This is a genomic window from Jejuia sp. G7-7 (assembly GCF_055808955.1).
This window is the reverse complement of record NZ_JBVVSZ010000001.1, coordinates 618,216-634,199: the sequence shown is the minus strand read 5'-3', so window position 1 is coordinate 634,199 and position 15,984 is coordinate 618,216. Positions and strand designations below refer to the sequence as shown.

Genomic DNA, 15,984 nt, shown 5'->3' with positions numbered 1-15,984 from the left:
AAGACATTTTACTAACTGGCAAAACAGAAAACAGACAGAAAATTTTAGATAAAAGATAAAAACAATTACTCAGTTGGCGCAACTAACTTATTCTTCTTATAAAGTGGTATTCTATAAGAAATAGTGTAACCATACCCAACACCAATACGTGTACTATCATAAGTTTTATTAAACCCAGGAATGTATATGTTTTCAAAATTATCCGGCACAGTTTCTGTCAATTTCACCTTTAGCTGAGCATTTAAACCTATGTATAAGTTATTAAATAATTCTGCTTTTATACCAATAATAAGTTCTAACCAAAGAGCAGTTAATCCATCTTTATCAAAGCTTTCTGAAACTAAATTTTGGGGATCCCAATATTGATTGGTACTATACACACTATACTTATTAATGGTATGGCTAAATGTACTTGCTCCTATTCTTGAACCAAAATAAACCATGTTATCCATATCTAACCAGTTTTGGTATAAGTTATAATCAATCCCAGCTTTAAAGTAAGTACCTTTTGTGGTAGTATTTAAAAAATCAGTAACTAAAATACGTTCTTCATTACCTATTTCTCCAGCAACATAAAGTTTGTTAGTAATACGATAATCAGCAATCAATTCTAAGCCTGTATAATCATCATCTAAAAACGAACGAATTAATTTTCCAGCATCGATTCCAAAACGAAAACCGTACTTCTGCTTGATAACAGTAGAATCGTTTTCTACTTTAGGGATACTATCATTCTGTGCTTGAACTGAACCAGCACTAACTAAAACCAATAGTCCTATACTAATGAAATAATTTAAAATGTGCTTCTGTTTCATTTTCTACAGTTTGGTTGTCGTTTTCAGCTTGTATTAGTTGTATCCAATTATCTCCATCATCTTCAATACGAACTATAACATTATTAAAAATTGTTCTGTATCCACATGCTCTAGATACAAACACATCTTCTCTATTATAAGTTATTGTAATAATATCCTCATTTCCTCCATTTACATTCCCATCTGTATCCTCAGAATAATCTTGATGTAACTTATATTGTGTTTCATCCACATCTGTCCTCAAAGGCAATACTAGAGAATTAGTGGTAACTACGTTGTAACCTTCCAAAACCTTATCATTATCAACGCCTTGAATTCGCAAACCAAATATATTTTTACTATCCTCTTGAATTGAAATGTCAAAAGTTTCCATTACTAGTTTTGCAGTAGTTTGCGTTGTATCAGGGCATAAATCGTCACGTTCACAGCTCATATAGATAAGCCCGATAACCAATACTACTATTAATAGTTTTATATATTTCATTTTATCTTTAATAAATTCCGTATTAACTACGAAATACAAACTGTTATCTCTTTTCTAAAAGCACTACATTTTCTACATGAAATGTTTGTGGAAACATATCTACTGCTTGCACTTTTGTGACTTTATACATGGTGTCCATTAAAGCTAAATCTCTTGCTTGTGTTGCACTATTACAACTTACATATACAATTTTTTCTGCACCAATATTTAATAATTGTGCTACAACATCTTTATGCATACCATCTCGTGGTGGGTCAGTAATTACTATATCTGGTTGCCCATTAGTAATAATAAAATCGTCATTAAAAACCTGCTTCATATCTCCAACAAAAAATTCAACGTTATTAATGTTGTTTAATTGTGCATTTTCTTTAGCAGCTATTATCGCATCAGGAACAGATTCCACACCAACAACTTTTTTAGCCTTTTTTGCCACAAACTGGGCGATGGTTCCTGTTCCAGTATATAAATCATACACTAACTCATCCCCTTTCAATCTTGCAAAATCTCTAGTTATTTTATAGAGTTCATAAGCCTGCTCAGAATTTGTTTGATAAAACGATTTCGCATTTATTTTGAACCTCAAACCTTCCATTTCTTCAAAAATATGGTCTTCTCCTTTATAACAAATCACTTCTTGATCGTAAATAGTATCGTTTGCTTTTCCGTTTATAACATATTGCAATGAAGTGATTTCTGTGAAAGTTTCAACAATAAAATCTAACAATAATTCACGCTTTTCAACATCTTCTTTATAAAACTGAATCATTACCATAATATCGCCTGTAGTTGATGTCCTAATCATCATGGTACGCAATAACCCTGTTTGATTTCTTGTATTAAAGAATTCTAAACCATTTTCAATAGCAAATTTCTTAACTGAATTTCTTATGGTGTTTGAAGGATCTGTCTGCAAATGACATTTATTAATGTCTAAAATTTTATCCCACATACCAGGAATGTGAAATCCTAATGCATTTCTATCTCCTAAATTTTTATCTGATTGGATTTCTTCTAACGTTAGCCAGCGGCTATCACTAAACGAAAATTCCATTTTATTTCTGTAGAAATATTGATTATCAGCACCTAGAATTGGCGTAACTTCAGGTAGTTCAATATGTCCAATTCGCGTCAAATTATTTACCACCTCTTTCTGTTTGTAAAACAATTGATGCTCATAACCCATATCTTGCCATTTACAGCCACCACAAGTCCCAAAATATTCACAAGCAGGCGCTACTCGCTTATCAGAAAGCTTATGAAAATTAGTAGCTTTACCTTCATAATACGCTTTTCGTTTCTTAAAAGTTTGTACATCTACAATATCGCCGGGTACTGCATTGGGTAAAAAAACCACTTTACCGTCTGGAGCTTTAGCAATAGTTTTTCCCTTTGCACCCGCATCAATAACTTCCAATTGTTCAAAAACAACTTTTCTAGAATTTCTCCTTCTTCCCATGCTGCAAAAATAACAATAGCCAGAAATAAAATACTTGTTATTTAAATTATCTTTAAGAGATTTTTATATTAATTTGAAATAAAATTGAACCTTTTTATTTTTTTACTGTCTTTATCATAAGACATGAAGGTTATAAACATCCATAAACGAAACATTAATCAACCAAAACATAAGGTCTCGGCATTATTAAAAACACTCTCTACCAAAGATGATAAAATTTGGCCAAATGCACATTGGCCAGCAATACGATTTAACGAAGGGTTACTAATTGGAGCTAAAGGAGGCCATGGAATTATTCGTTATGATATTAAAGATTATAAATGCGAAGAGTATATTGTATTTCGATTTTTAAGTCCGAAGGGATTTAAAGGGATTCATAAATTTGAAATTACAAAGGTTAGTAATGAAGTAACAGAAATAAAGCACAGTATCAATATGCATACTGAAGGCTTTGCAACTTTAAAATGGGTTTTATTTATTAAATGGTTACACAATGCTTTAATTGAAAATGCTTTTGATACCATTGAAAACAACTTTTCTAAGCGAAAAGTGTTTACTAAATGGAATATTTGGGTGCGCATATGGCGCTATATTTTGAAATAAAAAAAGTGAATAACGAGACATCAGATAGCGATTTGGTTCTAGAGTTTCAATCTGGAAATAAAAAAGCACTCAATATGCTTGTAAAGAGATGGCACAAGCGATTTTGTGAAAAGGCATATTGGTTGGTTAAAGATGCTGATGTTGCTAAAGATATTGCACAAGATTCTTGGAATGTTATCATAAAAAAATCCACACTTTAAAAAACCCTAAAAGCTTTGGAGGTTGGGCATTACGGATTGTTTGTAATAACGCATTCGACTGGATAAATAAAAAGAAGAGACTTCAAAAACATATTGAACAAGTGAAGCATGAACAAGAAACTATTAGCGATGAAAAAGATGAGAACGAAATTTCAGATTTAAAGTTGAAACTATTAGAAACCTTTAAAATATTGCCACAGCATCAACAAATAGTGCTAAAACTTTTCTATAACGAAAACTATTCACTTAAAGAAATTAGTGATATTCTAAATATATCAATTGGAACTACAAAATCCAGATTGTTTCACGCTAGAGAAAAATTAAAACAACTTATAAAAATATAAAGTCATGAAAAATAATATTGAAGATATTGACAAACTAATTAAGGAAACTCTTTCTGAAGAAGAAGCAAAATTTTACGATACTTTGGAAGAACAAAACGTACTAGAAATGGTATGGGGTTTATTTAAAGGAAAAAATAAATGGATCATGTACCTCATGAATCTTATGACATTAGTTTTCTTTGGATTGTTTATTTATTGCTTAGTGATGTTTTTTAGAGCAGAACTAACTTTTGATATGCTAAAATGGGGACTTGGAAGTATCGTCTTTTTAATTGGAGTAAGTATGCTAAAGATTTTTGCTTGGATGCAAATGGATAAAAATGCCATTATGCGAGAATTAAAAAGGCTAGAACTACAAGTATCTTCTCTATCAAGCAGAGTGACTGAATAATTTTTATAAACAATTATTATTCATTAAATTGCGGCCCTATCCGGGGATGATTTCTCTCCCACGCTGCTTTTTCGAATTCTTCGAAGAAAAAAAGGTACAGAAGGAATAGTTATTTAATTATCTGTTTTAAATACAGATACTAACTATTTAAATTATTTTAAAATGGCTGTTTCAGAACAACTAACGTCTCAACAAGCAATTGCATTAGAAAACAAGTACGGTGCTCATAATTACCACCCACTTCCGGTTGTATTAAGTCGCGGAGAAGGTGTGTATGTATGGGATGCTGAAGGAAAAAAGTATTACGATTTTTTATCTGCGTATTCTGCAGTAAACCAAGGACATTGCCATCCTAAAATTGTAAATGCCATGATTGAACAAGCAAAAACATTAACGCTTACTTCTAGAGCATTTTACAACGACATTTTAGGTAAATATGAAAAATTTGCTTGCGAGCTTTTTGGATTTGACAAGTTACTCCCCATGAATACTGGTACTGAAGCTGTTGAAACTGCTTTAAAAGTTGCACGGAAATGGGCTTACGAAGTTAAAGGTATCGCTGAGAATGAAGCAGAGATAGTGGTCTGTGAAAATAATTTTCATGGACGCACAACCACTATTATTTCATTTTCTAATGACCCTGTGGCTCGTGAAAACTTTGGCCCCTACACAAACGGATTTATTAAAATTGAATATGACAATTTAGAAGAATTAGAAGACACTTTAAAAAACAATTCGAATATTGCGGCGTTTTTGGTAGAACCAATTCAAGGGGAAGCTGGTGTTTATGTACCTAGTGAAAATTACTTAATGAAAGCCAAAGCAATATGTGAACAGTTTAATGTATTATTTATTGCCGATGAAGTACAAACTGGTGTAGCAAGAACAGGACGTTTATTAGCAACTTGTGGAAACTGTTCTTGTGAAAATAAAGGTTGTACCAATACTCCAGATGTTAAGCCAGATATTTTAATTCTAGGTAAAGCCATTAGCGGCGGTGTTTATCCTGTTTCTGCAGTTTTAGCAAATGATAGTATTATGAATGTTATTAAACCAGGGAATCATGGCAGTACTTTTGGTGGAAATCCTGTTGCAGCAGCAGTTGCCATTGCAGCTCTAGAGGTTATTAAAGAAGAGCAGCTTGCTGAAAACGCCTATGTGTTGGGTAAATTATTTAGAAGTGAATTAAACATATATATCAAAAAAAGTACTATCGTAAAATTAGTTCGTGGTAAAGGCTTGCTAAATGCTATTGTTATTAATGATAGTGAAGATAGTGACACCGCTTGGAATATCTGTTTAGCACTTCGTGATAATGGATTATTGGCAAAACCTACCCACGGAAACATTATACGATTTGCTCCTCCATTAGTAATTACAGAAGAACAACTAATGGATTGTATTTCGATAATAATAAGCACTATAAAACAATTTGAAGTATAGAAAATATTCGAAATTTTAGTCAAAAAAAATCCAGAGTAAAACTTACTCTGGATTTTTTTAATCTACAATCTAAAAACTAGTTTCTAGAACCTTATTGTCCTTCAACTTTAGCTTTCATAGCTTTATACTTATCAGTTTCACCTAAAACACTATAAATGTTCATTAGCGTTGTAGCTGCACTATTGTTATTCTCATCAATTGCTAAAGCTTTTTCTAAAAATGGTATAGCTTCTCTATATAAATCTTGACGTTTTGCTCGTAATTCATCATAACGTCTATCATCAGCTGCAGAACTTCCTAAACCATTCATTTCTTCAATAATTCCAGATTCCTTTCCTAAAATTAATGCAGCACTATTAATGTAGGCATTAATATAGTTAGGATCTAACTCAATAGCCTTTTTATAATAGGCTACAGCTTCTTCTGGATGATCAGATTCTGCAGAAATAACACCTAAGTTGTATTGCAATTCTGCATTTTCAGGATCTTTTTGAGTTGCAATTTCTAAAAGCTCTTTAAACTTTTGAGTATCGCCCATCTTATAATAAATATTTGCTTCAGAAAGTATTAAGTTAACATCTTCTGGATCCAAAGCCCTTGCATCTTTAATGGCTTGTATTGCCTTATCATTATCTCCATTGGAAATATAAATTAGCGCAACATTTTTAACTATTTCACCTCTTTTGGAAGCAGACTTTTCAACTGTTGGACTTTTATGAGTTTTAGTTTTTATAGCAGCAGTACGAAGTTGAGCATTTGGAAAAGATTCTTTTTGGCCTGTTTTTGTATTAACAGCAAAAAGTTGTTTTTCAGAACCATCATAATTTAAATCTTTAAGTTTTTCATACAAACCTAAAGCACGATCATAATCCGGAATATTTACAGCAGTGGCAGCTGCGTAATAGAGATAAACCGTATCTTTTGGACTTAAGTTATATGTTTTTTCGAAGAACAAAGACGCAGGCTTATATTTCTTTTTTTCATAATTTTTATTAGCCTTATTTAAATAATCGCTAATCATTCTAAATTTCAAATCCGATGCCTCTTTAGCATAACCAGATTCAATTTTCTCGAGAATCTTTTCAGCTTGAGTCATTTCACCAAAATTCCCTTTACCATCTGCAAAAAGAGTTACAGCTTTAAAATAATAATACTTATCTTTCAATTTACCCTCTAAAGATTCAAGCATTGGCTCAATGAGCTTTAGTGCTGCTGATGCCTCAGCATAATTTTGATTTTTTATGGCCTTTTCTGCTGTTTTAAATTCTTTTTTTGTCCAAAAGAAAATAAAGTGATAGCCAAAGCTAATGTTAAAATAATCTGTTTTTTCATTTTAAATTAATTTGTGTTATTCGTTATCGTTGTTTTCAGTATTAGAATTATCAAGAGTTGTGCCATCTTCTGTAACATCAGTATTTTCAGCACCTTCATTAACTATTGCATTCCCATCTTCATCCAATTCAACTTCATCTTCATCGTGCATTACTTTTGCTACTGCAGCTATAGAATCACTTCCTTTTAGGTTAATTAATTTGACACCTTGTGTAGCACGTCCCATGACTCTTAAATCTTTAACCGCCATTCTTATAGCAATACCTGATTTATTGATAATCATTAAATCATCATCATCAGTTACATTCTTAATAGATACTAAATTACCTGTTTTTTCAGTAATAGAAATGGTTTTCACACCTTTACCACCACGATTGGTAATTCTGTAATCTTCTAAACTTGAACGTTTTCCATAGCCATTCTCTGATACTACAAGCACATTACTTTCCATATCATCAACAGCAATCATTCCTATAACTTCATCAGTTTTCTCATCTTGCAAACGAATACCTCTTACTCCTGAAGCACCACGTCCCATTGGTCGAGTTTTAGCTTCTTCAAAACGAATGGCCTTACCAGATTTTAATGCTAACATCACTTGGCTCTCGCCTGTTGTTAACTTAGCTTCTAATAAAACATCATCATCCTTAATAGTAATTGCATTAATACCATTAGTTCTTGGACGAGAATACTGCTCAAGAGAGGTCTTCTTAACCTGACCTTTTTTGGTAGCCATAATTACATAATGACTATTGATATAATCTTCATCCTTCAAATCTTGAGTACAGATGAAAGCCATCACTTTATCATCTTGTTCAATATTAATCAAGTTTTGAATAGCTCTACCTTTTGAAGTTTTACTTCCTTCTGGGATTTCATAAACCCGCATCCAGAAACATTTTCCTTTTTGAGTAAAAAACAACATATATTGATGGTTAGTACCAACAAATAAATGTTCTAAGAAGTCTTCATTACGAGTAGTTGATGCTTTTTGCCCAACCCCTCCTCTATTTTGAGTTTTATATTCTGTTAGAGATGTACGTTTAATGTAACCTGCGTGAGAAATAGTGATTACCACTTTCTCGTTAGGAATCATATCTTCAATACTTAAATCTCCGCCAGCATATTCTATTTGCGAACGACGCTCATCACCATATTTATCTCTTACAACTTCTAGTTCTGCTTTAATGATATCCATTCTACGCTCTTTCTTATCTAGAATATCTTTAAGGTCGATGATGGTTTTCATTATTTCTTCGTACTCAGAACGTAATTTATCCTGCTCTAAGCCTGTTAACTGACGCAAACGCATCTCGACAATAGCTTTTGCTTGAATTTCAGACAGTTTAAAACGTTCAATTAAATTAGCTCTAGCTTCATCTGCATTTGATGATGCACGAATAATTTTAATTACTTCATCTATATTATCAGAAGCTATTATTAATCCTTCTAAAATATGCGCTCTTTCTTCTGCCTTACGTAATTCATAAGTCGTTCTTCTTACAACAACTTCATGCCTGTGCTCTACGAAATAATGAATTAATTCTTTTAAGTTTAATAATTGCGGACGGCCATTTACTAATGCAATGTTATTTACACTAAATGAAGACTGTAGCGCAAGTGTACTTAAATAATTTATTTAACACAATATTAGGAATAGCATCACGTTTTAAAACGTAAACAATACGCATTCCGTTCCTATCAGATTCATCACGAATCAATGAAATACCTTCAAGTTTTTTATCGTTTACCAAATCAGCAGTTTTCTTAATCATATCTGCTTTATTAACTTGGTATGGAATCTCATCTACAATGATACACTCACGACCGTTAACCTCTTCAATGTTTGCTTTTGCACGCATTACAATACGTCCGCGACCAGTATGAAAGGCTTCTTTTACCCCATCGTACCCATAAATAGTTCCTCCAGTTGGAAAATCTGGCGCTTTTACATGCTGTATAAGCTCATCAATTTCTATATCATTGTTTTCAATATAAGCAATTGTTCCATTAACAACTTCGGTTAAATTATGTGGTGGCATATTGGTTGCCATACCCACAGCAATTCCGGATGCACCATTAACTAAAAGCCCTGGAATTCGAGTTGGCAAAACTGTTGGTTCTTGTAAGGTGTCATCAAAATTTAATTTGTGATCTACAGTTTCTTTTTCAATATCTGCCAACATGTCCTCAGATATTTTGCGCATTCTAGCTTCAGTATAACGCATTGCTGCTGGACTATCTCCATCAATCGAACCAAAGTTACCCTGTCCGTCAACCAACATGTAACGTAAACTCCATTCTTGAGCCATACGTACCATTGCATCGTAAACAGAAGTATCGCCATGTGGATGATACTTACCTAAAACTTCTCCTACAATTCTTGCAGATTTTTTGTGAGCCGAATTTGCTCTAACACCAAGCTCATGCATACCATAAAGCACACGTCTGTGAACGGGTTTTAAACCATCTCTTACATCTGGTAATGCACGTGACACAATGACCGACATTGAATAATCAATGTACGCAGATTTCATTTCATCTTCAATGTTAATAGGTATCAGTTTTTCTCCTTCTGCCATATAAAATTTAATTTAGTTTTTATCAAAAATTCAAAACAGGCTAATATACGAATTCCTCTAGTGAGAATAAGAGATTTCAGTTTCGTTTTTGGTACTTTTTATTAACAATTTTACCCCCTTTTTTAGTTAATAACTCTAAACCCATAAACTTTGATTTTATGAATATTTTTTCGTCAATTAGCATCATTACTACATTTTCAGGTATAGTTTTTGCCGTTAGTAAAAATGTTTTAGTATTTTTAATGCAGAAAGGAACTTAATTATGGATGATAACTTCTCCCCAAAGAGTAAAGGATGTAATAGCATATAGCAAAGAAGAAGCATTACGCTTAGGTCACGATTTTATTGGTACTGAGCACTTAATGTTAGGCTTACTTCGCGATGGTAATGGTAAGGCGATTGATATATTAAACGCCTTAGACATCGATTTAAACCATCTACGTAGAAAAGTTGAAATTTTAAGCCCTGCTAATCCCAATATAAGTGTGACTTCAAATGAAAAAAAGAATTTACACTTAACAAGACAAGCCGAACGCGCCCTAAAAACTACTTTTTTAGAGGCTAAATTATTTCAAAGCACATCTATCAACACGGCGCATTTGCTGTTGTGCATTCTTAGAAACGAAAATGACCCCACAACCAAACTATTGAATAAGCTCAAAGTTGACTACGATAATGTTAAAGAACAATTTAAACAAATGATTACAAACGAAAACGATTTTATAGAACCTAAATCTGAATCTTTTCAAGATGATGATAATAATTTAGGCGAAGAATCTTCAAAAGATAATATTTTTAATTCGCCTGCAGGAAAGTCTAACAAGAAGTCTAAAACCCCTGTTTTGGATAATTTTGGACGTGATTTAACAGCGTTTGCCGACGAAGGCAAGTTAGACCCTGTTGTAGGTAGAGAAGCTGAAATACAACGTGTTTCTCAAATTTTAAGTAGAAGAAAGAAAAACAATCCTTTATTAATTGGAGAACCAGGAGTGGGCAAATCTGCAATTGCAGAAGGTTTAGCACTCAGAATTGTGCAACGTAAAGTATCTCGCATTTTATTTAATAAACGTGTTGTTACTTTAGATTTAGCGAGCTTAGTTGCGGGTACAAAATATCGCGGACAGTTTGAAGAACGCATGAAAGCTGTAATGAACGAGCTTGAAAAAAATGACGACGTTATTTTATTTATAGATGAAATTCACACCATTGTTGGTGCAGGTGGAGCTACTGGAAGTTTAGATGCTTCTAACATGTTTAAGCCTGCCCTAGCGCGTGGAGAAATTCAATGTATAGGAGCTACCACTTTAGATGAATACAGACAATATATTGAAAAAGATGGTGCATTAGAGCGTCGTTTTCAAAAAGTAATTGTACAACCTACAACTGTTGAAGAAACTATTGAAATTCTTCACAATATAAAAGGTAAATATGAAGAACACCATAACGTAGATTTTACAGACGAAGCAATTGAGGCTTGTGTAAAATTAACTAATCGATATATGACTGATAGGTTTCTTCCAGACAAAGCCATTGATGCTTTGGATGAAGCTGGCTCTCGTGTACATATCACAAATATTGAAGTCCCAAAACAAATTTTGGAACTTGAAAACCAATTAGAACAAGTTAGAGAAACTAAAAACTCTGTTGTTAAGAAGCAGAAATATGAGGAAGCTGCAAAATTAAGAGATGATGAAAAGCGTCTTGAAAAAGATTTATCAGTTGCTCAAGAAAAATGGGAAGAGGAAACAAAACAACATCGTGAAATTGTCTCAGAAGATAATGTCGCTGATGTAGTTTCAATGATGACAGGGATTCCTGTTAATAGAATTGCACAAACCGAAATTAATAAATTAGCTGAATTACCAAACCTTATAAAAGGTAAAGTTATAGGACAAGACCAAGCGGTTGCTAAAGTTGTAAAAGCAATTCAACGTAATCGTGCGGGATTAAAAGATCCAAATAAACCAATTGGCTCATTTATTTTCTTAGGACAAACCGGTGTTGGAAAAACACAATTAGCTAAAGTTTTATCACGTGAATTATTCGATAGTGAAGATTCTTTAATTAGAATTGATATGAGTGAGTACATGGAGAAATTCGCCATATCGCGTTTAGTTGGTGCACCTCCAGGATATGTTGGCTACGAAGAAGGCGGACAATTAACTGAAAAAGTACGCCGCAAGCCTTATGCAGTTATTCTTTTAGATGAAATTGAAAAGGCACATCCTGATGTATTTAATATGCTATTGCAAGTTCTAGATGATGGCCATTTAACTGATAGTTTAGGTCGAAAAATTGATTTTAGAAATACAATTATCATTATGACATCCAATATCGGAGCAAGAAAATTGAAAGATTTTGGAACTGGAATTGGCTTTGGTACTGCGTCTCAAAAAGCACAAGAAGATGCCAATGCTGTTAAAGTCATTGAGAATGCACTTAAAAAATCATTTGCACCAGAATTTTTAAATAGAATAGATGATGTAGTTGTGTTTAACCCTCTTGAAAAAGAAGATATCAACTTAATTATTGATATTGAGTTAGAAAAGTTATTTAAGAGAATTAAAGACCTTGGTTACGAATTAAAATTAACCAAAGTTGCTAAAGATTATATTGCGGACAAAGGTTTTGATAAACAATATGGTGCAAGACCTTTAAAACGAGCTATTCAAAAGTACATTGAAGATGCTTTAGCTGAAGAGATAGTATCATCAAACATATCTGATGGTGATAAAATTATTATCGATTTAGATAAGAAGACAGACGAATTAAATATTGAGATTGAAAAGGCTGAAAAGCCTACTGAATCTTAGATAGATTTATAAACCGTAAATTAAAGTCCTTTGGTTAATTAAAAACTGAAGGATTTTTTTATTTATGTGAAACTCTCGGAACCCTAAACAACAATAAAATTCCAGCAAAAAAGAACACCACTAAAAACAATATAGCATTTCGCATACTTCCAGTTATTTGGTCAATTGTGCCATAAATCATCATCCCAATAACAATTCCAATTTTCTCAGCTACATCATAAAAACTAAAGTAAGAAGTTGTATCTTCGGTTTCGGGTAAAAATTTAGAATAGGTTGACCGTGCCAAAGCTTGAACACCTCCCATTACTAAGCCCACAAAACCAGCAGCAAAATAAAATTGCCCAGGGGTTTTCATAAAGTAAGCGTAAACACAAAGTAACATCCATAGAACATTAATAAAAATAAGCGTTTTTATATTTCCAAATTTAGAAGACGCCATTGAAGTAAAATAGGCACCAAATATAGCAACTACTTGTATGATTAAAATACTTCCTATTAAACCAAGAGTTTTTGCATCATCATCTCCCCATGCAATTTCTTCTTCTCCAAAATAAACAGCAACCAACATAATAGTTTGAACTGCCATGCTAAATACAAAAAAGGCATTGAGATATCGTTTTAATCTTAAATTTTGCTTGAGTTCTTTCCAAACTGTACGTAATTCTTTAAAGCCATTAAAAACCACAGATTTAGTAACTTTATGTCCAGATGACACTCCTTTTGGCAACCAATAAAATGAATATTGACTAAATACTGCCCACCATATTCCTACTGTAATAAACGAATAACGCATCATATCCATTTTAGCTTCACTAGAATCTTGAGTCATAACCATTACTAAATTAATAATGAGTAATAATACACTACCTGCATATCCCAGTGCAAACCCTTTTGCACTAATTTTATCTTGTTGTTCTGGAAATGCTATATCTGGCAAGTACGAATTATAATAAACCAAACTTCCCCAATAACCTATTAATCCCATAAAATAGAATAGCAAACTCAAATGGATTTGCTCTAAACGAAACCAATACAAACCTATACAACCTGCGCTTCCTAGGTAACAAAAAAACTTTAAAAATTCTTTTTGTTACCAACATAATCAGCAATTCCTGAAAGAATAGGAGATATTATAGCTACCACCAAAAATGTAAAAGCAGTTACAAAAGTTATGAGTGCAGTACTTTTAAATTCAGTTCCAAATGCAGGAACTGTTTTAACTTCGGAAAGGAATAAAGCCGAATAAAAAATAGGGAATATTGAAGAAGCAATAGTTAACGTATATACAGAATTAGCCCAATCATAAAACGCCCAAGCATTTAATAATTTACTACTTCCCTTTTTAAGTTGATCCATAAAAAAAAGCTGCTCTTTTATTGAGCAGCTTCTAAAATAAACAAATATTTTATTCTAGATGTTATTTATTTCTAAAGGTTGTTACACCATATTTTTTTGCTTCTTCTTTAGCTTTAGGAGCCCATTTAGTTAGATTCGCGATTCTTGTATCGTTTGAAGGATGTGTACTCATAAACTCTGGTGGTGCTTGTCCGCCACTATTCGCTTTCATACGCTTCCACAGTTCTGCAGCTTCATCTGGGTTATATCCAGCTATAGCCATTAGATAAGTACCTATTAAATCAGATTCCGTTTCATGACTTCTACTAAAAGGTAACATGATTCCAACTTGAGAACCAATTCCATAAGCTTGGTTAAATATAGCACGAGTTTGATCATCTTTAATAGCAACATTTCCTGCTACTGCTCCAACTTGTTGTAGAATACCAGCACTCATACGTTGTTGCCCGTGGTTAGCTAAAGCGTGAGCTACTTCGTGCCCCATGATAGCGGCAACTCCAGCTTCAGTTTTTGCTATTGGTAAAATACCAGTATAAAACACAATTTTTCCTCCTGGCATACACCAAGCATTAACTGTTTTATCATCTACTAAATTATATTCCCATTTGTAATCTTTTAAATAGCCTTGATGCCCGTTAGCATTTAAATAACGTTCTGCAGCTACAGCAATACGCTGCCCTACTCTTGTAATCATTTGTGCATCCTTAGTCCCTGTAATTACTTTATTTTCATTTAAAAACTGACTATATTGAGCAAAGGCAGTTGGAAATAATTGAGAATTTGGTACTAATGCTATTGTTTTTTTTCCTGTAAATGGATTAGTTGCACAAGCAACTATCAGCAATACAAGAGATAAGCTTAATAGTATATTTTTACTTTCATGATTTATAAATTAAAGTTACAATGTACAAAATCGATAATTAATTATGAGACACAAATTAATTAAAATAGTCACTAAAAACACCTTATTATTAAAAATCTCTATCAAAAATAAATGAATTATATTCATTTTGTTAATTTATATCGTGAAATATTTAACTAATAGCATGTTAAGAATTTCATTAAAGACCGACTTAACATAGAAATAAAACCAAACTTTGTACCATGAATAAAATATTTGTAATACTCATCACTACACTTCTTTTTAGTTGCAACTCTTCAGCTCAAAAAAAAACTAAAGAAAATGAAACTAAGAAAACCTATAAGATTACTAAAACTGAAGCAGAATGGAAATCTCAGTTAACTGATATGGAATATTATGTACTAAGAAAAGCTGGAACTGAACGCTCTTTTTCAAGCCCTTTAAATAAAAATTATAGCAAAGGTATTTATGTATGCAAAGCTTGTGAAACACCCTTATTTAAAAGTGAAGACAAATTTGATTCTGGCGCTGGATGGCCTAGTTTTGATAGAGAAATAAAAAACAATGTTGCGTATTCTACAGACCGTGATTTGGGCTACGCCCGAACAGAGGAACATTGTGCTACTTGTGGTGGACATTTAGGGCATATTTTTAATGATGGCCCTAAAAACACAACTGGTAAAAGGCATTGTATTAATGGTGTATCTTTAAAATTTATTCCAAAAAAATAGTGTATATTGAGTACATGGAAAGCTACTTAACAAGTATTATTAAGCAATTTGAATACTATAAATCTTTAGGAGATAAAACTTTCAAGCATTTAAGTTTTGAAGAGTTACAAAAAGAGTTTGAGCAAGACTCGAATTCTATTGCCATAATCGTGAAACATATCGTTGGCAATATGTTAAGTAGATGGACTGATTTTTTGACTGAAGATGGCGAAAAAGAATGGCGGCATCGTGATGAAGAATTTATAGACACTTACACTTCAAAAGAAGAATTGATTGCTAATTGGAATAAAGGTTGGCAATGCTTATTTGGCGCAGTTAAACCTTTATCCGAAGATAATTTAGAACAAATTATTTACATTAGAAATCAAGGGCATACCGTTACCGAAGCAATTAATAGGCAATTGCCACATTATGCATATCATGTTGGACAAATTGTGTTTCTTGGGAAGTTGCTTAAAGGTAAAAATTGGCAATCACTTTCTATTGCTAAAGGAGATTCTACTAAATACAATAAAGACAAGTTTAGTCAAGAAAAAGGGAAACGTCATTTTACTGATGACTTAAAATAA

General features: G+C 32.7%; 12 protein-coding genes and 3 pseudogenes. 8 read left to right on the top strand and 7 right to left on the bottom strand.

What is annotated here, in order from left to right; translation table 11 throughout:
- Nucleotides 1-65 precede the first annotated feature (65 nt).
- The 3 genes from AC0L5U_RS03170 to rlmD are packed head-to-tail and all read right to left on the bottom strand — an operon-like array spanning nt 66 to nt 2,758.
- Entirely contained in the window at nt 66-815 is a 750-nt protein-coding gene (locus tag AC0L5U_RS03170; protein ID WP_473414621.1) for a DUF6048 family protein, read from the bottom strand.
- Nucleotides 781-1,299, bottom strand: a complete 519-nt coding sequence (locus tag AC0L5U_RS03165) for a DUF6452 family protein (RefSeq protein ID WP_473414620.1) — start codon at nt 1,297-1,299, stop codon at nt 781-783. Before AC0L5U_RS03165 ends, AC0L5U_RS03170 begins: the two co-directional genes overlap by 35 nt.
- 43 nt (nt 1,300-1,342) lie before the next feature.
- On the bottom strand, nt 1,343-2,758 hold the full coding sequence (gene rlmD, locus AC0L5U_RS03160) for a 23S rRNA (uracil(1939)-C(5))-methyltransferase RlmD (protein WP_473414619.1): 1,416 nt from the start codon (nt 2,756-2,758) through the stop codon (nt 1,343-1,345).
- Nucleotides 2,759-2,881: 123 nt separating this feature from the next.
- On the opposite strand from rlmD, the gene AC0L5U_RS03155 reads away from it, so the two are divergent.
- The 5 genes from AC0L5U_RS03155 (at nt 2,882) to rocD (ending at nt 5,739) form a co-directional block, all read left to right on the top strand.
- Nucleotides 2,882-3,361 carry a hypothetical protein gene (locus tag AC0L5U_RS03155; protein ID WP_473414618.1) on the top strand — a complete coding sequence of 160 codons (480 nt, stop codon included), beginning with the start codon at nt 2,882-2,884 and terminating at the stop codon, nt 3,359-3,361.
- A 5-nt stretch (nt 3,362-3,366) separates the two neighbouring features.
- Complete coding sequence (locus tag AC0L5U_RS03150; protein ID WP_473414617.1) at nt 3,367-3,561, top strand: RNA polymerase sigma factor; 195 nt, start codon at nt 3,367-3,369, stop codon at nt 3,559-3,561.
- Complete coding sequence (locus AC0L5U_RS03145; RefSeq protein ID WP_473414616.1) at nt 3,528-3,905, top strand: RNA polymerase sigma factor; 378 nt, start codon at nt 3,528-3,530, stop codon at nt 3,903-3,905. Before AC0L5U_RS03150 ends, AC0L5U_RS03145 begins: the two co-directional genes overlap by 34 nt.
- Nucleotides 3,906-3,909: 4 nt before the next feature.
- Nucleotides 3,910-4,296, top strand: coding sequence for a DUF6768 family protein (locus AC0L5U_RS03140; protein WP_473414615.1), 387 nt, complete (start codon nt 3,910-3,912; stop codon nt 4,294-4,296).
- A 162-nt stretch (nt 4,297-4,458) separates the two neighbouring features.
- The gene (gene rocD / locus AC0L5U_RS03135) at nt 4,459-5,739 is read left to right on the top strand and encodes an ornithine--oxo-acid transaminase (RefSeq protein WP_473414614.1); all 1,281 of its coding nucleotides are present in this window, start codon (nt 4,459-4,461) and stop codon (nt 5,737-5,739) included.
- Between the two features lie 91 nt (nt 5,740-5,830).
- Here the strand turns inward: rocD and AC0L5U_RS03130 are convergent, their stop codons facing one another.
- Nucleotides 5,831-6,928, bottom strand: coding sequence for a tetratricopeptide repeat protein (locus AC0L5U_RS03130; protein ID WP_473414613.1), 1,098 nt, complete (start codon nt 6,926-6,928; stop codon nt 5,831-5,833).
- A 159-nt stretch (nt 6,929-7,087) separates the two neighbouring features.
- Nucleotides 7,088-9,653, bottom strand: a pseudogene (gene gyrA, locus AC0L5U_RS03125) (DNA gyrase subunit A).
- Nucleotides 9,654-9,915: 262 nt separating this feature from the next.
- Here gyrA and AC0L5U_RS03120 point away from each other — a divergent pair.
- A pseudogene (locus AC0L5U_RS03120) lies at nt 9,916-12,466 on the top strand (ATP-dependent Clp protease ATP-binding subunit).
- 58 nt (nt 12,467-12,524) lie between these two features.
- On the opposite strand, the pseudogene AC0L5U_RS03115 reads toward AC0L5U_RS03120, so the two are convergent.
- Together AC0L5U_RS03115 and AC0L5U_RS03110 are read right to left on the bottom strand one after the other, a co-directional pair.
- A pseudogene (locus AC0L5U_RS03115) lies at nt 12,525-13,822 on the bottom strand (MFS transporter).
- Nucleotides 13,823-13,883: 61 nt separating this feature from the next.
- Complete coding sequence (locus AC0L5U_RS03110) at nt 13,884-14,666, bottom strand: M48 family metallopeptidase (protein ID WP_473414612.1); 783 nt, start codon at nt 14,664-14,666, stop codon at nt 13,884-13,886.
- Between the two features lie 260 nt (nt 14,667-14,926).
- On the opposite strand from AC0L5U_RS03110, the gene msrB reads away from it, so the two are divergent.
- Nucleotides 14,927-15,415, top strand: coding sequence for a peptide-methionine (R)-S-oxide reductase MsrB (msrB, locus tag AC0L5U_RS03105; protein ID WP_473414611.1), 489 nt, complete (start codon nt 14,927-14,929; stop codon nt 15,413-15,415).
- 14 nt (nt 15,416-15,429) lie between these two features.
- Entirely contained in the window at nt 15,430-15,984 is a 555-nt protein-coding gene (locus AC0L5U_RS03100) for a DUF1572 family protein (protein ID WP_473414610.1), read from the top strand.